14 protein-coding genes are annotated in these 19,843 nt (G+C 60.0%); 12 read left to right on the top strand and 2 right to left on the bottom strand.

Annotated elements, in window-relative coordinates; all coding sequences use genetic code 11:
- Positions 1 to 176: 176 nt before the first annotated feature.
- Positions 177 to 1,571 carry a PhoH family protein gene (locus tag CKW11_RS23495; protein WP_095139594.1) on the bottom strand — a complete coding sequence of 465 codons (1,395 nt, stop codon included), beginning with the start codon at positions 1,569 to 1,571 and terminating at the stop codon, positions 177 to 179.
- 337 nt (positions 1,572 to 1,908) lie between these two features.
- The gene (locus CKW11_RS23490; protein ID WP_371917885.1) at positions 1,909 to 2,985 is read right to left on the bottom strand and encodes a polysaccharide deacetylase family protein; all 1,077 of its coding nucleotides are present in this window, start codon (positions 2,983 to 2,985) and stop codon (positions 1,909 to 1,911) included.
- A 313-nt stretch (positions 2,986 to 3,298) separates the two neighbouring features.
- Between CKW11_RS23490 and yaaA the strand changes: the two genes are divergently transcribed.
- The 12 genes from yaaA to CKW11_RS23425 all read left to right on the top strand — a co-directional run bounded on the left by yaaA (position 3,299) and on the right by CKW11_RS23425 (position 19,805).
- Entirely contained in the window at positions 3,299 to 4,078 is a 780-nt protein-coding gene (gene yaaA / locus CKW11_RS23485) for a peroxide stress protein YaaA (protein WP_095139592.1), read from the top strand.
- Positions 4,079 to 4,888: 810 nt separating this feature from the next.
- Positions 4,889 to 6,205, top strand: a complete 1,317-nt coding sequence (locus CKW11_RS23480) for a nucleotide sugar dehydrogenase (RefSeq protein ID WP_095139591.1) — start codon at positions 4,889 to 4,891, stop codon at positions 6,203 to 6,205.
- 97 nt (positions 6,206 to 6,302) lie between these two features.
- Complete coding sequence (alg8, locus tag CKW11_RS23475; protein ID WP_177440034.1) at positions 6,303 to 7,784, top strand: mannuronan synthase; 1,482 nt, start codon at positions 6,303 to 6,305, stop codon at positions 7,782 to 7,784.
- 35 nt (positions 7,785 to 7,819) lie between these two features.
- A complete protein-coding gene (locus tag CKW11_RS23470) occupies positions 7,820 to 8,989 on the top strand; it encodes an alginate biosynthesis protein Alg44 (RefSeq protein ID WP_095139589.1) in 1,170 nt (389 codons plus the stop codon).
- A gap of 15 nt (positions 8,990 to 9,004) precedes the next feature.
- Positions 9,005 to 10,510 carry an alginate biosynthesis TPR repeat lipoprotein AlgK gene (gene algK / locus CKW11_RS23465; RefSeq protein WP_177440033.1) on the top strand — a complete coding sequence of 502 codons (1,506 nt, stop codon included), beginning with the start codon at positions 9,005 to 9,007 and terminating at the stop codon, positions 10,508 to 10,510.
- Positions 10,507 to 11,988 (top strand): alginate export family protein, encoded by a 1,482-nt coding sequence (locus tag CKW11_RS23460; RefSeq protein WP_095139587.1) that lies wholly within the window; start codon positions 10,507 to 10,509, stop codon positions 11,986 to 11,988. Before algK ends, CKW11_RS23460 begins: the two co-directional genes overlap by 4 nt.
- A 26-nt stretch (positions 11,989 to 12,014) precedes the next feature.
- Entirely contained in the window at positions 12,015 to 13,586 is a 1,572-nt protein-coding gene (gene algG, locus CKW11_RS23455) for a mannuronan 5-epimerase AlgG (RefSeq protein WP_095139598.1), read from the top strand.
- A 10-nt stretch (positions 13,587 to 13,596) separates the two neighbouring features.
- Positions 13,597 to 15,057, top strand: coding sequence for an alginate O-acetyltransferase (locus CKW11_RS23450; protein ID WP_095139586.1), 1,461 nt, complete (start codon positions 13,597 to 13,599; stop codon positions 15,055 to 15,057).
- 8 nt (positions 15,058 to 15,065) lie between these two features.
- A complete protein-coding gene (locus tag CKW11_RS23445; RefSeq protein WP_095139585.1) occupies positions 15,066 to 16,190 on the top strand; it encodes a mannuronate-specific alginate lyase in 1,125 nt (374 codons plus the stop codon).
- A gap of 194 nt (positions 16,191 to 16,384) precedes the next feature.
- A complete protein-coding gene (locus CKW11_RS23435; RefSeq protein ID WP_095139583.1) occupies positions 16,385 to 17,950 on the top strand; it encodes an MBOAT family protein in 1,566 nt (521 codons plus the stop codon).
- A 10-nt stretch (positions 17,951 to 17,960) separates the two neighbouring features.
- Positions 17,961 to 19,133, top strand: a complete 1,173-nt coding sequence (locus CKW11_RS23430; protein ID WP_095139582.1) for an alginate O-acetyltransferase — start codon at positions 17,961 to 17,963, stop codon at positions 19,131 to 19,133.
- A gap of 15 nt (positions 19,134 to 19,148) precedes the next feature.
- A complete protein-coding gene (locus CKW11_RS23425; protein WP_007914291.1) occupies positions 19,149 to 19,805 on the top strand; it encodes an alginate O-acetyltransferase AlgF in 657 nt (218 codons plus the stop codon).
- Positions 19,806 to 19,843: the final 38 nt, after the last annotated feature.

The raw sequence follows: 19,843 nt of genomic DNA, 5'->3' as shown, positions 1-19,843 counted from the left end.
CGACCTGATCGACGACCGACAATTTAAAGGTCAGCGTGTAGTCTCGCTGACTACGCCTTTTTGCTGATTCCATTACGTCCTCCTGAAAAACAGATCAGAAGGTGTAAACCTTATTCAGGACGGGACACATCCATAAAAAAGGGCGGCTGTCAGGCCGCCCTTTTTCTGCTGGAGGGTTACAAATGCGATTCGGCGTATTCGGCCAGAATCGAGCGTGGCACCCCTTGCAGAGTGATGTGCACTCCGTTGGGGAAATCCTTGAAGCGTTCGGTCAGGTAGGTCAGCCCGGAGCTGGTCGCGGACAGGTAAGGGGTGTCGATCTGTGCCAGGTTGCCCAGGCACACCACTTTGGAACCGGCGCCGGCCCGGGTGATGATGGTTTTCATCTGGTGCGGCGTGAGGTTCTGGCATTCGTCGATCAGGATCAGGCTCTGCTGGAAGCTGCGACCGCGAATGTAGTTGAGCGATTTGAACTGCAACGGCACTTTGCTGAGGATGTAATCGACGCTGCCATGGGTGTTTTCGTCATCCATGTGCAAGGCTTCGAGGTTGTCAGTGATGGCGCCCAGCCAAGGCTCCATTTTTTCCGCTTCGGTGCCGGGCAGGAAGCCGATTTCCTGGTCCAGGCCCTGCACGCTGCGGGTCGCAATGATCCGGCGATAGCGCTTGCTGACCATGGTCTGCTCGATCGCTGCGGCCAGCGCCAGAATGGTTTTACCGGAACCGGCGGCACCCGACAGATTGACCAGGTGAATGTCCGGATCCAGCAACGCATACAACGCCAGGCTCTGGTAGATATCCCGCGGTTTGAGACCCCAGGCTTCCTGATGCAGCAGCGGTTCCTGATGCAGGTCGAGGATCAGCAGTTTGTCTTCCTGGATTTCCTTGATCCAGCCGACAAAGCCTTGTTCGTCAATGATGAACTCGTTGATGTGCACCGCCGGCAGGTTGTCGATCAACTGCACCTGATGCCAGGTGCGGCCGTGATCCTGACGGGTTTCGACCTTGCTCACGCGATCCCAGAAGGAGCCAGTCATGTTGTGGTAGCCGTTGGGCAGCAGGGACACGTCATCGACCAACTGGTCGGTGCTGTAATCCTCGGCCGCGATCCCGCAGGCGCGCGCCTTGAGGCGCATGTTGATGTCTTTGGTGACCAGCACCACGGCCTTCTTCGGATCACGGGTGTGCAGGTCGATCAGTTGGTTGATGATTTTGTTGTCGTTCAGATGCTCGGGCAGAATCAGGTTCGACTCGGCCTGTTTGCTCATCAGAATTGACAGCAAGCCCTTCGGCCCGCCCTTGCCGCGCTGGATCGGCACACCCAGTTCGACGTCCTCGGGGGAGGCATCGCCCAGGGTCTTGTCGATCAGCCGGATCGCCTGGCGGCATTCGGCAGCAACGCTGTGATGGCCGCTCTTGAGCTTGTCCAGCTCTTCGAGCACGGTCATCGGGATCGCGACGTGGTGTTCTTCGAAATTCAGCAGGGCATTTGGATCGTGAATCAATACGTTGGTATCGAGTACATAAAGGATTGGCTGGTTGGAAGAAGGGCTACGTCCGTGATCATCCATACTCGGTCACCTTTGTGGGAGCCATTCGACGCAATACCTGGGCGGTGCTGCGCCTCGAAGTGACTGCCGAATTCATCCACGAGGGCCTGGATGAACTGCACACAAAAGGAGTCTTGGAAGACGCCACCTGTGTTGCAGGTTTCGGCGGTCTGTCTTCGTAATACTCCAAAACCCATGACATAAAAAAGCACTTTGACGGTTTTTTTAAGTTTATTTTGCAGAGTGACGAAAAGCCCTTGGCGGACCGTCCAGACCCCGCTAAAGTCGGAAGTCCGCCTGCATCGAATTCTCTAAAAAAATCGCCCCAAGCCCAATGTTTCCGGGCTTTTTTCGTTTGTCAGCGAAACCCGTCCTGACAGTCCTCAAAGCCGATGCCGCTTTGCGCAGTTTGCGTGATCAGCCACGGCAACGCGGTCTTCACCGCATCCTGTTTCATGTTGAAATTGATCACCCCGTGACGCCACAACAGCATCAGGGTCAGCACCCGCTGCGCGCTCTGTGCGCCCTTGAGCTTGCCGGCGCCATCCTGGGCGTCGATGTCCCACAGCGCCACTTGCAGGCCCTGATTGCGCAAGAAGCTGCCGGCATCACTGCGGCGCTGCCCCTCGGGCGGCCGGAACAGTGGCACGTAGTTTTCCGGCAACTTGTTCTTCACCAGATCGGCGCTGCGGCGCACCGAGTCTTGCCAGTCCTGCCAATAGCTGTGGGAGCGGAACTCCCAGCCCTGCACGCCGACGCACTGTTTCGAGAACTCCGATTGCAGGTTGCTCACCGAGCGATCGGCCAGTCGCGCCTGCACATCCTTGCCCAACAGGAAGAACGTGCCGCTGAGGTTGGATTTGCGCAGGTAGTCGGCGATCCAGTCGGTGTTGTCCGGCTGCAGATTGGCGGCGCTGTCGAAGCTCAGCAGAAACAGCCGATCGTGCATCTCTTCGCCGCTGCGCTCGTAGTCGCCAAAACGATCGACTTCGCTGCTGGTCTGCGGCGACAGCGCCGCCTTGCGCATCAGCTCGTCCAGATACTGCAAGTGAAACAACCGGCTCGGCTCGGCCCACCTGGTGTAATAGCTGTCATCGCTGACCACGAACTTGGCGGCCTGCTCGCGCAGGGTTTGCAAGTCCTCGACGAGGAAGCAGAACGAGGCATCCTGATCGCAGCTCTGCTGGGCGAAGTTGTAGTTGGCCAACAGACGTTCCCAGAGCCGCTGGCGCAGGCGGCTGATCGCGTCGACATTGACCGTGCGCAGCCCCAGGCGCTGGGCCAGCGCGGCCTCGTCCAGCGCCTCGGTACCGAGCAGGCCCCGGGCGAACATGAGGATTTCCGCGCGCGAGGCGACGTCGAACAGCGTCGGGCTGCTCAGTTGCTCCGGCCAGGTGCTGCGATCCAGCGTCGCCACATCGCCCGGCGCCGCCATGGCCCCGCAGCTCAACAGCCACGCAGTGAATAAAAGAACAATACGCAAAGGGGTGTCTCCATAACCAAACCCGCGCGGCACTATAGCTGATCCCGCAGAATTCCCCGCAGCCACTCCGATTCCCTGTTGGAGGGGGCTTGCTCCCGAATGCGGTGTGTCATTCAGCAAATATGGCGACTGACACGGCCTCTTCGGGAGCAAGCCCCCTCCCACAGGGAAATGTCGCGAGCCGTCGATCACCTATGGACTTGATAGCTGGAGTCCACTCGGCCAACCCCCTAGAATCGCCCCCACGATTACAGGAGACGACTTCATGCTGATGGTGATTTCCCCCGCCAAGACCCTCGATTACGAAACACCGCCGGCGACCCAGCGCTTCACCCAGCCGCAATACCTCGATCATTCCCAGGAGCTGATCCAGCAACTGCGCGAACTGAGCCCGGCACAGATCAGCGAACTGATGCACGTGTCCGACAAGATCGGCGGCCTCAACGCCGCGCGTTTCGGCAGCTGGACGCCCGCCTTCACCCCGGAAAACGCCAAGCAGGCCCTGCTCGCGTTCAAGGGTGACGTGTACACCGGCCTCGACGCGCAATCGTTCAGTGAAACCCAGTTCGACTACGCGCAAAAGCATCTGCGCATGCTCTCCGGCCTCTATGGCCTGCTTCGTCCGCTGGATCTGATGCAGCCGTATCGTCTGGAAATGGGCACCAAACTGGCCAACGCCCGTGGCAAGGACCTTTACGCGTTCTGGGGCACCCGCATCAGTGAATGGCTCAACGAAGCGCTGGCCGAGCAAGGTGACGACGTGCTGCTGAACCTGGCGTCCAACGAATACTTCTCGGCGGTCAAACTCAGCGCGCTGAACGCGCGAATCATCAACACCGAGTTCAAGGACCTGAAGAACGGCCAGTACAAGATCATCAGCTTCTATGCGAAGAAAGCCCGTGGCCTGATGAGCCGTTTCGTGATTCAGGAAAAAATCAACGATCCTGCCCTGCTCAAGCAATTCGATGTGCAGGGTTATCGCTTCAGCGCCGAGCAGTCGAAACCGGACAATCTGGTGTTTCTGCGCGACCACGCTCCGGAATAAAGCATGCCCATTGCACGACTCTGTCTATAAAGAGTCGTGCAGCTCGCACGACGTCAAAAATTCCTCGCCACATTTCGCCGATTTATTGGCGCCATAAAATCGTCCCCGGCATTTCTAATTTTAGTTTCACTCGACACCCGCACTTTTTTTCAGTAGTGGCACCTAAATTTTTTTACGGTAGTGGCACAAAACTATCTAGCTCGATTACGCGCCGATTAATAAAGGCCCAAATCGAAAGTGCTATCAAATTGAGACCAGTGCCATCTTTGGCAATATTTCAAAAAATTTCAGCTTTCGCGATGAGCGGGTAGGAACTATGTCCAAATGCATAGCTCATACCACCGGTAACGATTCTCGCCGAGTTTGTACGAGATAACTTACGCAGAGTGGAGAACCATGTAACCAAGTTGTCACAGCAACTTGCCTAGATGGTTCACTCATCTGATCAACTAACGATGGATAGGTGATACGCACCATAAACATCCTCTACAAGGCCAAGGCTGCGCCCCTGTAATTGTGCTCGCCTGAGCACCCAACCGCTTGATCTACGGGCTTTTCGTCCGACATCAGGTGGACTGAACACATGCACAAGAGTCTTCCGGCAAGAAGATCCGCTGCATAACAGGGCAAGTCATAACAACCAGGCCTAGTTGCGCACATCTTGAGTGCACTTATTTAGACACTCGGAACTTAGTATGCCTGCACACGGCATTGTGGCGCCTGTTTGCCGCACTTTCGAGTGCACTATGACCGCTGAACACCATTAACTCCGGCCATCTAACGGCTTGATAAAACACAGAGGTAATTGCGATGCGCATCAGCATATTTGGTTTGGGTTACGTTGGCGCAGTATGTGCCGGTTGCCTGTCTGCACGGGGCCATGACGTGGTTGGCGTCGATGTTGCCAAAGACAAGATCGACATGATCAACGCCGGCAAGTCGCCGATTGTTGAACCGGGTCTGGGCGAACTTCTGGCTCAGGGTATCGAGACCGGTCGTCTGCGCGGTACGACCAACTTCGCCGAAGCGATTCGTGACACCGACCTGTCGATGATCTGCGTCGGTACGCCGAGCAAGAAGAACGGCGATCTGGAACTGAACTACATCGAGGCCGTGTGCCGCGAGATCGGTTTCGTGCTGCGTGAAAAATCCACCCGCCACACCATCGTGGTACGCAGCACCGTGCTGCCGGGCACCGTCGCCAACGTGGTGATCCCGATCCTTGAAGACTGCTCGGGCAAGAAGGCGGGTGTAGATTTCGGCGTCGCGGTCAACCCGGAATTCCTGCGTGAATCCACCGCGATCAAGGACTACGACCTGCCACCAATGACCGTCATCGGCGAGTTCGACAAGGCCTCGGGCGACGTTCTGCAATCGCTGTACGAAGAACTCGACGCACCGATCATCCGCAAGGACATCGCGGTCGCCGAGATGATCAAGTACACCTGCAACGTCTGGCACGCGACCAAAGTGACCTTCGCCAACGAGATCGGCAACATCGCCAAAGCGGTCGGCGTCGATGGCCGTGAAGTGATGGACGTGGTCTGCCAGGACAAGACTCTCAACCTGTCCCAGTACTACATGCGCCCGGGCTTCGCCTTCGGCGGTTCGTGCCTGCCCAAAGACGTACGCGCCCTGACCTACCGCGCCGGTTCGCTGGACGTCGAAGCACCGCTGCTCAACTCGCTGATGCGCAGTAACGAATCGCAAGTGCAGAACGCCTTCGACATCGTTGAAAGCCACGACAAACGCAAAGTCGCCCTGCTCGGTCTGAGCTTCAAGGCCGGTACCGACGACCTGCGCGAAAGTCCGCTGGTGGAACTGGCCGAAATGCTGATCGGCAAGGGTTACGACCTGAGCATCTACGACAGCAACGTCGAGTACGCCCGTGTTCACGGCGCGAACAAGGACTACATCGAGTCGAAAATCCCGCACGTGTCGTCCCTGCTCAACTCGGACTTCGATTCGGTGATCGACAACTCTGACGTGATCATCCTCGGCAACCGCGACGAGAAGTTCCGCGCGCTCGCCCAGGAAGCACCGCAGGGCAAACAGGTCATCGACCTGGTCGGCTTCATGGCCAAAGCGACCAACCCAGGTACTCGCACTGAAGGTATCTGCTGGTAAAGCAGCGCCAAGCGACAAGCCTCGAGCTGCAAGCAAAGCGTTTCGCTTGCAGCTTGAAGCTTGCAGCTCGAAGCCTCTCTTACCTTGGATGACGTCGATGACCAAGCTCAAACATTTCTTTCTGCAATCCGCCGGCTGGCTGTTGTTTCTGAGCCTGCTATTGGGCCTGGCCTTGATGCTGCCCGCGTCCACGTTCGACTCCGAGTCGAAGGACTTTATTTTCCTGATTGGCGCCGTGGGTATCTGGCGCTACTCGATGGGTGCAACGCACTTTGTGCGCGGCATGATTTTTCTCTACATCGTTTACCCGCACCTGCGCCGCAAAGTGCGCAAGCTGGGTAAAGCGGCGGACCCGTCGCATGTGTTTCTGATGGTCACCAGTTTCCGTATCGACGCGCTGACCACCGCACAGGTCTACAGCTCGGTGATCCGCGAAGCCATCGACTGCGACCTGCCGACCACCGTGGTCTGCTCGATCGTCGAAATGTCCGATGAGCTGCTGGTGAAAGCGCTGTGGGCGCGGATGAATCCGCCAGACCGGGTCAAGCTCGACTTCGTGCGCATTCCCGGCACCGGCAAACGCGATGGCCTGGCCTACGGTTTCCGCGCGATCTCCCGTCACCTGCCGGACGACCGTGCCGTGGTGGCCGTGATCGACGGCGACACCGTGCTCGGCGAAGGCACCGTGCGCAAGACCGTGCCGTGGTTCCAGCTGTTCGGCAATGTCGGCGGGCTGACCACTAACGAGTTCTGCGAAGTGCGCGGCGGCTACATCATGAGCGAATGGCACAAGCTGCGTTTCGCCCAGCGCCACATCAACATGTGCTCGATGGCCCTGTCCAAACGCGTGCTGACCATGACCGGGCGCATGTCGGTGTTCCGTGCCACGGTGGTGACCGATCCGGAATTCATCGCCGACGTCGAAAGCGACTCGCTGCAACACTGGCGCCTGGGCCGTTTCAAGTTTCTCACCGGCGACGACAAGTCGAGCTGGTTCAGCCTGATGCGCCTGGGTTACGACACCTTCTACGTGCCGGACGCCGCGATCAACACCGTTGAACACCCGCCGGAAAAGAGCTTCATCAAGGCCAGCCGCAAACTGATGTTCCGCTGGTACGGCAACAACCTGCGCCAGAACTCGCGAGCGCTGGGCCTGGGTGTAAAACGCCTCGGCGCCTTCACCTCGGTGGTGCTGTTCGATCAGCGCGTATCGATGTGGACCTCGCTGCTGGGCCTGACCGTGGCCCTCATCGCCAGCTTCAAGTACGGCGGCGCGTTCATCCTCGCCTACCTGCTGTGGATCGGTATCACCCGCCTGATTCTGACCCTGTTGCTGTCGTGCTCCGGTCACCGGATCGGCCCGGCCTACCCCGTGATTCTCTATTACAACCAGATCGTCGGTGCGCTGGTGAAGATCTACGTGTTCTTCCGCCTCGACCAACAATCCTGGACGCGCCAACCCACTTCCCTGACCCGTGATCTCGCCAGCTTTCAACGTTGGTTCAACACCTGGTCGTCTCGGACCATGACCTTCTCCGCCGGCAGCATTTTCGTCGCCGTGCTGCTGATGATGGTCTGACCCGCCCCTATTGAATTAACAAGGAAATCGCCCCTATGAATACCGCCGTCAACGCCAACGTAGTGCATGAATCCGAAGCCCAGCGTCAGCACGCCCGAGTGAAAATCCCGGCCAAACTGCGTTTCTTCGGCCCCGACCGGACGCCGGTCGAAGCGCGGGTCCTCGACCTGTCCGCCGGTGGTCTGGCGTTCAACGCCGGGCAACTGCCGCTGACCATCGGCGAGGTGTACAAGGCACGTCTGCAATTCGTCATCGACAACCTCGGCCTGGCCATGGACGTCGAACTGCAAGTGCGCTCCTACGACCGCCAGAGCGGCCGCGCCGGTTGCCAGTTCCAGAACCTGGAACCACAGGACATCTCGACCTTGCGTCACCTGATCACTTCGCACCTGGCCGGCGACATCGTCAGCATGGGTGAAGTGCTGGCGACCCTGCAGCGCGACAACTTCACCAAGGCGCGCAAGGTCAAAGACGGCGGCAGCGGCATGACCCCATTCGGGCGTCTGAAAGCCGTGACTTTCAGCGCCGGTATTTTCGCCATCGGTCTGGTCGCGTTCGGTTTCGTGTTCAAGTCGGTGTACGGCATGTACTTCGTCAGCCATGCGCAGGCAGGTCTGGTCAGCGTACCGGGAATGAACATCACCATGCCGCGTGACGGCACCGTGCAGAGTCTGGTCAAGTCCGACGGCGTAGCGGCCAAAGGCGCCCCGCTGGCGACCTTCAGCACCAGCATGCTCGATGTGCTCAAGGGCCATCTGGAAGAAGATCAACTGTCACCGGCCAAGGTGGAAGAACTGTTCGGCAAGCAAATGACCGGCACCCTGACCTCGCCATGCGATTGCACCGTGGCCCAGCAACTGGTGGCTGACGGTCAGTACGCGAGCAAGGGCGACGTGATCTTCACCCTGGTACCGCGCAATACACAGGCCACCGTCGATGCACGTTTCTCCTATCGCCAGTTCGGCGACGTGCGCCCGGGTACGCCAGTGAGCTTCCAGATCGCCGGCGAAGACAAGACCCGCACCGGCAAGATCGTCAGCAGCACCAGCCTGAAGAGCGCCGACCTGTCCTCCGACATTCGCGTGCAGATCCAGCCGGACGAGCCGCTGGACAGCAGCTTCGCCGGGCGCCCGGTGGAAGTGAACAGCGACCGTGGCCCGAACCTGAACTGGCTGATCGACAAAGCCATGGCTGCCGGTCTTTAAGTCGAGGACATGCCTGTGACGATTCCTACTCTTTTGAACACGCCGCAGCCCTTGTGGGAGCGGGCTTGCTCGCGAATGCGGTTCAACATTCAAAATCAGTGTGGGCTGACACACCGCCTTCGCGAGCAAGCCCGCTCCCACATGGGTCCGCTGTGTGCAGTTGCATTGGCGGTAAGTCTGGCCGGTTGCGCCGGCCTGCCCGACCAGCGTCTGGCCAACGAAGCGCTCAAGCGCGGCGACACCGCCACCGCCGCGCAGAACTACCGCGCACTGGCTGATCTGGGTTACAGCGAGGCGCAAGTCGGCCTCGCCGATATCCAGGTCGACAGCCGCGACCCCGAGCAGATCAAACAGGCCGAAGCGACCTACCGTGCCGCCGCCAGTGTTTCGCCGCGCGCTCAGGCCCGTCTCGGTCGCCTGCTGGTGGCCAAACCGGGTTCCACCGAGGCCGAGCACCACGAAGCCGAAAGCCTGCTGAAAAAAGCCGCCGCCAATGGCGAAGGCAACACGCTGATCCCGCTGGCGATGCTGTACCTGCAATACCCGCACAGCTTCCCGAATATCAACGCACAGCAGCAGATCGATCAGTGGCGCAAATCCGGCTACCCGGAAGCCGGTCTGGCGCAGGTGCTGCTGTATCGCACTCAGGGCACTTACGACCAGCATCTGGATGACGTGGAAAAGATCTGCAAAGCCGCGCTCAACACCACCGACATCTGCTACGTCGAACTGGCCACGGTCTATCAGAAACGTTCCCAGCCAGAGCAACAGGCCGAGCTGATCAAGCAGATGCAGGCCGGTTACAGCCGTGGCACGGTCAGCGCGCAGCGCGTCGATTCGGTGGCCCGCGTGCTGGCCGATTCGACCCTGGGCAAGACCGACGAGAAGACCGCGCAGTCGCTGCTCGAACCGATCGCCCCGGGCTACCCGGCATCGTGGGTGACCCTCGCGCAACTGCTCTACGACTTCCCGGAACTGGGCGACGTCGATCAGATGATGAAATACCTGGACAACGGCCGCGCCGCCGACCAGCCGCGCGCCGAACTGTTGCTGGGCAAGCTCTACTACGAAGGCAAACTGGTGCCGGCCGACGCCAAAGTCGCTGAAGAACACTTCCAGAAAGCCGTCGGCCGCGAAGTCGCCGCCGACTACTACCTCGGCCAGATCTATCGCCGTGGTTACCTGGGCAAGGTCTATCCGCAGAAGGCTCTCGACCACTTGCTGACCGCCGCGCGCAACGGCCAGAACAGCGCCGATTTCGCCATTGCCCAACTGTTTTCCCAAGGCAAGGGCACCAAGCCCGACCCGCTCAACGCCTACGTATTCAGCCAATTGGCCAAGGCGCAGAACACCCCGCAAGCCGATGAACTGGCGACCACCCTGGCCGCGCAATTGCCGCCCGAGCGTCTGGCCGAAGCCCAGCGCCTGCTGCAACAGGAACAGGCCAGCCGTGGCGCCCTGAACCAGAACACGCTGCAACTGCACGCCCTGCAAGAAGAAGACGGCGAGGAATCCCTATGAAGTTGAATCCCTTTGTGAAGGCCGGCATTGGCCTCACGTTCGCGCTGATCTGGTCTTGCCCGACACTGGCCGCGATGACTGAAACCAAGAACTTCGGCCTGGAAGTGAAGATCACCGGCCAGTCCGAAGACGACCGCGACCTCGGCACCGCCAGCGGCGGCGACGTCAACGGTGTGGGCCTGGACTTGCGTCCGTGGGTCTACGGCGAAAGCGGCGCGTGGAGTGCCTACGCCATGGGCCAGGCCGTGACGTCGACCGACATCATCGAAACCGACACCCTGCAGCAGTCCGACGGTGAACAAACCACCGACAACAGCGACCGCAAAACCAAGAAGAATTATCTGGCGATGCGCGAATTCTGGGTCGGTTACAGCGGCCTGACGCCTTACCCTGGCGAGATGCTCAAGTTCGGGCGCCAGCGTCTGCGCAATGACGACGGCCAATGGCGCGACACCAACATCGAAGCGCTGAACTGGACCTTCGACACCACCCTGTTGCGCGCCAACGTCGGTGTCGCCGAACGCTTCAGCGAATACCGCACCGACCTCAAAGAGCTGGCACCAAAAGACAAGGATCGCCTGCACGCCTACGCCGATGCCGCTTACCAGTGGACACCCGGCAACTGGGTCGGCATTCGTGGTCATCACACTCACGACGACGGCAAACTGGATTATCCAGAGCCGGGCGTTGCCGGTGATTCGCTGGACAAAAAAGAGAACGGCGACATCAGTTGGCTCGGCCTGACCGCCGACAGCGACGCCTACAACTGGCGCAACACCAACACCGTCAACTACTGGGGCAGCATCACCGGCATGAGCGGCGACCGCGACACGGTCAACGCGCTGAACGCCGATGGCTCGCGCCCGGCACAAGCCAAGCGCAGCGATGATGTGAATGGCTGGGCCACCGACTTTGGTGTGCGTCTGCGCCTCGATCCGCAATGGCAGGTCGGCGCCGCGTATGCCCGCGCCAGCGCCGATTACGAACAGACCGGTCTGGAAAGCAACCGCTCCAACTACACCGGTACCCGTTCGCGCGTGCACCGTTTCGGCGAAGCCTTCCGCGGCGAAATGAACAACATGCAGACCGCCACCCTGTTCGGTTCGTGGATGCTCAACGACCAGTACGACGCCAGCCTGATCTACCACAAGTTCTGGCGCGTGGACGGCAACAAGCCGGTGGGCAGCAACGGCATCAACGCCGTGGAAAACAACACCGACGACGTCACTGGCGCGATCCTCTCCAGCACCTCGCTGCCGCTGCAAGATGGCAACAAGGACCTGGGTCAGGAAATGGATCTGGTGGTGACCAAGTACTTCAAGCAAGGCCTGTTGCCGGCGGCGTTGAGCCAGTCGATCGACGAGCCTTCGGCACTGGTGCGCTTCCGTGGCGGTGTGTTCAAGCCGGGCGATGCCTATGGCAGCCAGGTTGATTCGTACATGCACCGCGCGTTCATCGACGTGATCTGGCGCTTCTGATGCAAACCGCCAAGGGAGTGCCCGACATGCACCATGCAAGGAAAGGCTCGCTCAGCCTGTTGGCCGGCGCCATGCTGCTGGCCTCCGCTGGCGCGTTCGCCACGGTGGAACCGGCCAAGCCGGTGACCACCGCCAAAGAGCTGCAACAAGCCAAGACCTACACCGTCAGCAGCGCGCCGACCGAGGCGCTGAACCTGGCCGCGCCGAAACTGCCGGACATTTCTGGCTACACCGCTGAGGCTGCTGCGGCGAAGATCGTCCGTAGCAAAGCAGGCAAAGTCAGCGTGCGCCGGATGATGCAGGAAGACGCCCTGAAGGACTTCATCGGCGGCGACAACAAGATGGCCGAATGGGTGGTGCGTCAGCACGGCATCCCGCAGGCGATCTTCGTCGACGACGGTTACATGAACCTCAAGGATCTGGCGCAAAAGCTGCCCAAGCAATACTTCAGCGAAACCTCGCCGGGCGTGTACCTGGCGAAGTTGCCGATCGTTGTGGGCCGCAAAGGCATCCTCGAAATCGACGGCCAGACCCAAGAGCTGCGCCTGTCGCAAGAGGCCGGTTCGTTCCTGGTCAACGACGGTCAGTTGTTTGTGCGTGACACCAAAGTCACCGGCTGGCGCGAGAAGGAAAACGGCCCGGCAACCTTCCGTTCGCCGAAGGAATTCCGTCCGTTCCTGCTGGCCTGGGGCGGCACCGAGACCTACATCGTCAACAGCAAGATGGCCAGCTTCGGCTACGCCAACAGTAAGTCGTACGGGGTGAGTATTTCCCAGTACACGCCGAACATGGCCAAGGTGCTCAAGCGTCCCGAGCCGACCGGCTGGATCGTCGGCTCCGAGTTCTCGGACATGTGGTACGGCTTCTACTGCTACGAGACCCGCGACTTCGTAGTCAAGGGCAACACCTACAAGGACAACATCGTCTACGGCATCGACCCGCACGACCGTTCCCACGGTCTGATCATTGCCGAGAACACTGTGTACGGCACGAAGAAGAAGCACGGGATCATCATTTCCCGTGAGGTCAACGACAGCTTCATCTTCAACAACAAGAGCTACGACAACCACCTCTCGGGCCTGGTGATCGACCGTAACAGCGTCAACAACATCATTGCCTACAACGAGATCTACAAGAACCACACGGACGGCATCACTCTTTACGAGTCCGCCGACAACCTGCTGTGGGGCAACAAGGTCATCAGCAACAAGCGCCACGGCATCCGCATTCGTAACAGCGTGAACATCCGCCTCTACGAAAACGTTGCCATGGCCAACGGCCTGACCGGCGTCTATGGGCACATCAAGGACCTGACCGACACCGACCGTGACATCAAGCTCGACCCGTTCGATGCGCAGGTGTCGCTGATCGTCGTCGGCGGTGAACTGGCGGCCAACGGCAGTGGCCCGCTGTCGATCGATTCGCCGTTGAGCGTCGAGCTGTACCGCGTATCGATGCTGGCGCCGACCAAATCCAGCGGCATCAGCTTCAACGGCATCCTTGGCGAGCGCCAGGATGAAATTCTCGACTTGCTGGTGCGCCAGCAGAAAGCCGTGCTGATCGACCCTGTCGAACGCCAGACCGAAATGCAGGACTGAGGATAATTTTATGCACCCACACTTGATCAAATTACTCAGCCTGTCGGCCCTGACCGTGGGCATTCTGGCGGCCAGCAACCCTGCTCGCGCCGATGAAGCGGCGGGCGCCACCCCGCCAAAATTCAGTGCCGAACCGTGCTGCAACCTGTGCCCTGAAGCACACGATGCGAAGAATTACACCACGCGTTATCAGCAGAACTTCACCACCCTGGTGCAGGCGCAGGGCGACTGGTTGTTCCGTACCCAGGAAGACCTGCGCACCGAGTTCAACACCACCCCGGCCGGCTATAAACGCCTGCAACAGCTGCACGATGCGTTCAAGGCCAAAGGCGTCGAACTGGTGATCGTCTACCAGCCGACCCGTGGCCTGGTGAACCGCAACAAGCTCAACCCGCAGGAAAAAGCCGCGTTCGATTACGAGAAAGCGCTGGGCAACTACAAAACCATGCTCGGCCGTTTCGCGCAGATGGGTTACGTGGTGCCGGACCTGTCGCCGCTGACCAACGAATCGCTGCCGGACACCCTGCCCGCCCACGATTTCTACTTCCGTGGCGACCAGCACTGGACGCCATACGGCGCTCAGCGCACGGCGAAAATTGTCGCCGAGAAGGTCAAGCAGATCCCGGCCTTCGCCGATATTCCCAAGCGTGAATTCGAAACCAAACGCACCGGACGCATGGGCAAGACCGGCACCCTGCACAACATGGCCGGGCAACTGTGCGGCACCAGTTACGCGATCCAGTACATGGACCAGTTCACCACCGAGCCGAAAGGCGAAGCCGGTGACGGCGACCTGTTCGGTGATTCCGGTAACCCGCAAATCACCCTCGTGGGCACCTCGCACAGCGGCAAGAACTACAACTTCGCCGGCTTCCTCGAAGAGGCAATCGGTGCAGACATTCTCAACGTCGCCTTCCCCGGCGGCGGTCTCGAAGGTTCGATGCTGCAGTACCTGGGTAGCGACGAATTCCAGAAGACCCCGCCGAAGATTCTGATCTGGGAATTCTCGCCGCTGTACCGACTCGACCAGGAAACCATCTATCGCCAGATGATGTCCCTGCTCGACAACGGCTGCGAAGGCAAAGACGCGCAAATGTCCGCCAGCACCACGCTCAAGCCTGGCGGCAAACAGGAACTGCTGGTCAACAGCAAAAACCTGAACCTGCAGAACAGCAGCCATCAGGTCGACATCCGCTTCGCCGACACCTCGGTGAAAACCCTGCAAGCCACCCTCTGGTACATGAACGGTCGCCACGAGGACATCAAGATCGAGAAACCGGAAACCTCCGACACCGACGGTCGTTTCGCCTTTGAGTTGCGCACGGACGAAGACTGGGCCTCGCAAAACCTGCTGGCAGTCGAAGTCCAGGGCCCAGAAGCGGGTACCGCGCCGCAAAAAGTCGAAGCGAAAATCTGCAAACGCAACGTATTCCCGGGCGCTGGGCCACAAACCGCTCAGCTCGGGCAATGAGGTCTGCTATGCGAAATCGAACGATCAAACACTTGCTTGCGCCATCCCTGCTGACCCTGGCGATGTTCGCCGGGGCCACTCAGGCCGCCGCACCACTGCGTCCGCCGCAGGGCTATTTCGCGCCTGTGGATAAATTCAAGAGCGGCGACAAGAGCGAAGGCTGCGACGCGATGCCGGCGCCGTACACCGGGCCGCTGCAATTTCGCAGCAAGTACGAAGGCTCGGACAAGGCTCGCGCAACGCTGAACGTGCAATCGGAAAAAGCCTTCCGCGACACCACCAAGGACATCACCACGCTGGAGCGCGGCACCGCCAAACGCGTCATGCAGTTCATGCGCGACGGTCGTCCGGAGCAGCTCGACTGCACGCTGAACTGGCTGACCGCGTGGGCCAAGGCCGATGCGTTGATGTCGAAAGACTTCAACCACACCGGCAAGTCGATGCGTAAATGGGCGCTGGGCAGCATGGCCTCTTCGTACATCCGCCTGAAGTTCTCCGACTCGCATCCGCTGGCCACGCATCAGCAAGAAGCGCAGCAGATCGAGGCGTGGTTCAGCAAGATGGCCGATCAGGTGGTCAGCGACTGGGACAACCTGCCGCTGGAAAAAACCAACAACCACTCGTACTGGGCCGCGTGGTCGGTGATGGCTACCGCCGTCGCCACCAACCGTCGCGACCTGTTCGATTGGGCGGTGAAGGAATACAAGGTCGGGGTCAATCAGGTCGACGCCGACGGCTTCCTGCCTAACGAACTCAAGCGCCAGCAACGCGCCCTCGCCTATCACAACTACGCCCTGCCGCCACTGGCGATGATCGCCAGCTTCGCCCAGGTCAACGGTGTCGATCTGCGTCAGGAAAACAACAGCGCGCTCAAGCGTCTGGGTGACCGGGTGCTGGCCGGGGTGAAAGACCCGGATGCGTTCGAGGAAAAGAACGGCAAAAAACAGGACATGACCGACCTGAAAGAGGACATGAAATTCGCCTGGCTCGAACCGTTCTGCACCCTCTACACCTGCCCGGCGGATGTGATCGAGAAGAAGCACGGCATGCAGCCGTTCAAGACCTTCCGCCTCGGCGGCGACCTGACCAAGGTCTACGACCCGTCGCATGAAAAGGGCAACAAGGGTTCGTAAGAGTGAATGCAATCCCCTGTGGGAGCGGGCTTACTCGCGAATGCGGTCTGACATTCAAAACTGATGTCGACTGACACACCGCCTTCGCGAGCAAGCCCGCTCCCACAGTGAAGTGATGTCGCCCCCTGAATTTTCACGGGGGGTTTGGGGGGGCTTTGGCCCTTGACTGTTGGTTCAAACATGGAGAGATCGGGATGGTATTTTCATCCAACGTGTTCCTGTTTCTGTTCTTGCCGATCTTTCTCGGCTTGTACTACCTGAGCGGGCAACGCTATCGCAACCTGTTGCTGCTGATCGCCAGCTACGTGTTCTACGCGTGGTGGCGGGTGGACTTCCTGGCGCTGTTCGCCGGCGTCACCCTGTGGAACTACTGGATCGGCCTGAAAGTCGGTGCCGCCGGCGTGCGCAGCAAACCGGCACAGCGCTGGCTGCTGCTCGGCGTGGCGGTCGACCTGTGCATCCTCGGCTACTTCAAGTACGCCAACTTCGGCGTGGACAGCATCAACGCGATCATGACCTCGTTCGGTCTGGAACCGTTCATCCTGACCCACGTGCTGCTGCCGATCGGTATCTCGTTCTACATCTTCGAATCGATCAGCTACATCATCGACGTGTATCGCGGCGACACCCCGGCCACCCGCAACCTGATCGACTTCGCGGCGTTCGTGGCGATCTTCCCGCACCTGATTGCCGGCCCGGTCCTGCGTTTTCGCGACCTCGCCGACCAGTTCAACAACCGCACCCACACCCTCGACAAGTTCTCCGAAGGTTGCACGCGGTTCATGCAGGGTTTCATCAAGAAGGTCTTCATCGCCGACACCCTCGCCGTGGTTGCCGATCATTGCTTCGCCCTGCAAAACCCGACCACCGGGGATGCCTGGCTTGGCGCGCTGGCGTACACCGCGCAGCTGTATTTCGACTTCTCCGGTTACAGCGACATGGCCATCGGTCTGGGTCTGATGATGGGTTTCCGCTTCATGGAAAACTTCAAGCAGCCGTACATCAGCCAGTCGATCACCGAGTTCTGGCGCCGCTGGCACATCAGCCTGTCGACCTGGCTGCGTGACTACCTGTACATCACCCTCGGCGGTAACCGTAAAGGCACGCTGATGACCTATCGCAACCTGTTCCTGACCATGCTGTTGGGTGGTCTGTGGCACGGCGCGAACATCACTTACATCGTCTGGGGCGCCTGGCACGGCATGTGGCTGGCGATCGAAAAAATGCTCGGCATCAACACCTCGCCGCGCAGCCTGAACCCGATCCGCTGGGCGCTGACCTTCCTGCTGGTGGTGATGGGCTGGGTGATCTTCCGTGCCGAAAACCTGCACGTCGCCGGGCGCATGTACGGCGCGATGTTCAGCTTCAGCGACTGGTCGCTGTCGGAACTCAACCGCGCCAGCCTCACCGGTCTGCAAGTGGCGACCCTGGTGGTGGCGTACGCAACCCTGGCGTTCTTCGGCCTGCGTGATCTGTACACCAACCAGCCTCCGGTGAAGAGCAAACCTGAAGTCAACGTCGAGGCCAACGGCCCTGCCACCGCGACCCCGGGAATGATCAAAGCCGCGCCTGGCGAAAACCCGGCGAACATCCATGAGCCTGGCTACACCGTCGGCGTCGAAGCCCAGGTGCAACCGGCTTACTGGACGGCGGACTGGTCGCGCTACGTGATGCGCGGGCTGATCCTGCTGCTGTTCATCGCCTCGATTCTCAAACTCTCGGCGCAAAGCTTCTCGCCGTTCCTTTACTTCCAGTTCTGAGGGATCTGACATGACCCGCTCATTACGCATCTTCTACATCGCGCTGTTTCTGGTGACCCTGCTGGTGCTCGGTCTGTGGTCAGTGCGCAGCTTCTTCGGCTTCAGCACCAACGCCGATGCGACGGTGCTCAACGGGCGCTGGACCAAAGCCGTGGAAACCCACTACGACGATCAGTTTCCGATCAAGCGTCTGGGCACCAACCTCTGGGCGGCGCTGGATTTCAAACTGTTCAACGAAGGTCGTCCGGGCGTCGTGCTCGGTCGCGATCAGTGGCTGTACAGCGACGAGGAATTCAACCCGATCGTCAACGAAGAGCTGAACCTGCAAGGCAACTACGCGCTGGTCGAAGGCGTGCGCCAGACCCTGAAAGAGAAAGGCGTGAAACTGGTGATGGCGATCGTGCCAGCCAAGGCTCGTCTGTACCCGGAGCATCTGGGTGAAGTGAAACCGGCGAGCATTCACGCCAACCTTTATCAGGACTTCCACGCCCGTGTCGCGGCAGACAAGATCCTCGCCCCGGACCTGCTCGGCCCGCTGCAACAGGCCAAGCAGAACGGTCAGCAAGTGTTCCTGCGCACCGACACCCACTGGACCCCGGAAGGCGCCGAGATCGCGGCCAACACCCTGGCGAAAACCATCGCCGACAAGTTCCCGCTCAGCGGCGAGCCGCAGCGCTTTGTCACCACGCCAGCGGAGAAGGTCACGCACAAGGGCGACCTGCGTCTGTTCCTGCCGCTGGATCCGCTGTTCGAAAACCTGATGCCGGCACAAGAGCCGCTGCAAAAGCGCAACACCGTGGCGGCCGAGCAACCTGCCGGTGACGACGCGCTGTTCGCCAGCAGCGAAGTACCGGTCGCGCTGATCGGCACCAGCTACAGCGCCAACCCCAACTGGAACTTCGTCGGGGCGCTGAAACAAGCGCTGCACAGCGACGTGGTCAATTACGCCGAGGACGGCCACGGCCCGATCCTGCCGATGCTCAGCTACCTGAAAAGCGATGACTTCAAGAACAGCCCGCCACAGGTGCTGATCTGGGAGTTTCCTGAACGATATCTGCCTGTGAACAACGAAATCGGCGACGCCGACCCGCAGTGGGTCGCAGAGCTCAAACAAGCCGGTGCTCGCCAACAAAACGTAGCCATCAACACTAAATCCGAGACGCCCGATCGGGCGCAAAACTGAAAGAGAGGTAACACCATGACTTTCACTACTACTCCTCGTCGTCTCGCTAAAAGCTTCGCCCTGGTTGCTGGCCTCAGCGTGCTGTCCGTCCCCGCCTTTGCCGGCGGTGACGCTGCCCTGTACGGCCCGACCGCACCGAAAGGCTCGACCTTCGTGCGGGTCTACAACGCCAGCAACGCCGAAGTCAGCGCCACCGTCGGCAGCACCAACCTGAGCGACGTTGCGCCACTGGCCAGCAGCGACTTCAGCTTCATGCCAGGCGGCGACTACAGCGCCAAAGTCGGCAGCCAGACCCTGCCGGTCAAACTTGCCGGTGACCACTACTACACCCTGGTGAACAACGCGTCCGGCGCGCCGCAACTGATCGAAGAGCCGCCGTTCAAGAACAAGCAGAAATCCCTGGTGCGCGTGCAGAACCTCAGCGACAAGCCGCTGACCCTGAAGACCGCCGACGGCAAGACCGACGTGGTGCCGAACGTGGCCGCCAAGGGCCGTGGCGAACGTGAAATCAACCCGGTGAAAGTCAGCCTGGCGCTGTACGAAGGTGACAAGAAAGTCGGCGACGTGAAACCGGTCGCCCTTGAGCGTGGTGAGGCAGCGGTGCTGTACGTCACCGGTTCCGGCAGCAGCCTGTCGCCAGTCTGGGTGAAACGCCCGGTGTCGACTCGCTAACAAATTTTCCGAACTGACGCAGTTCCCATTGTAGGAGT

It is taken from the genome of Pseudomonas sp. Irchel s3a10, from assembly GCF_900187525.1.
In the GTDB taxonomy this organism is placed as follows: Bacteria; Pseudomonadota; Gammaproteobacteria; order Pseudomonadales; family Pseudomonadaceae; genus Aquipseudomonas; species Aquipseudomonas koreensis_G.
The sequence above is the reverse complement of the archived record's forward strand: the minus strand, read 5'-3'. Positions and strand labels throughout refer to the sequence as shown.

Excerpts from the sequence above, each read along its gene's own strand:
- CKW11_RS23495 (WP_095139594.1), bottom strand. The coding sequence starts at position 1,571 with ATGGATGATCACGGACGTAGCCCTTCTTCCAACCAGCCAATCCTTTAT.
- CKW11_RS23490 (WP_371917885.1), bottom strand. The coding sequence starts at position 2,985 with ATGGCGGCGCCGGGCGATGTGGCGACGCTGGATCGCAGCACCTGGCCG.
- yaaA (WP_095139592.1), top strand. The coding sequence starts at position 3,299 with ATGCTGATGGTGATTTCCCCCGCCAAGACCCTCGATTACGAAACACCG.
- CKW11_RS23480 (WP_095139591.1), top strand. The coding sequence starts at position 4,889 with ATGCGCATCAGCATATTTGGTTTGGGTTACGTTGGCGCAGTATGTGCC.
- alg8 (WP_177440034.1), top strand. The coding sequence starts at position 6,303 with ATGACCAAGCTCAAACATTTCTTTCTGCAATCCGCCGGCTGGCTGTTG.
- CKW11_RS23470 (WP_095139589.1), top strand. The coding sequence starts at position 7,820 with ATGAATACCGCCGTCAACGCCAACGTAGTGCATGAATCCGAAGCCCAG.
- CKW11_RS23460 (WP_095139587.1), top strand. The coding sequence starts at position 10,507 with ATGAAGTTGAATCCCTTTGTGAAGGCCGGCATTGGCCTCACGTTCGCG.
- algG (WP_095139598.1), top strand. The coding sequence starts at position 12,015 with ATGCACCATGCAAGGAAAGGCTCGCTCAGCCTGTTGGCCGGCGCCATG.
- CKW11_RS23450 (WP_095139586.1), top strand. The coding sequence starts at position 13,597 with ATGCACCCACACTTGATCAAATTACTCAGCCTGTCGGCCCTGACCGTG.
- CKW11_RS23445 (WP_095139585.1), top strand. The coding sequence starts at position 15,066 with ATGCGAAATCGAACGATCAAACACTTGCTTGCGCCATCCCTGCTGACC.
- CKW11_RS23435 (WP_095139583.1), top strand. The coding sequence starts at position 16,385 with ATGGTATTTTCATCCAACGTGTTCCTGTTTCTGTTCTTGCCGATCTTT.
- CKW11_RS23430 (WP_095139582.1), top strand. The coding sequence starts at position 17,961 with ATGACCCGCTCATTACGCATCTTCTACATCGCGCTGTTTCTGGTGACC.
- CKW11_RS23425 (WP_007914291.1), top strand. The coding sequence starts at position 19,149 with ATGACTTTCACTACTACTCCTCGTCGTCTCGCTAAAAGCTTCGCCCTG.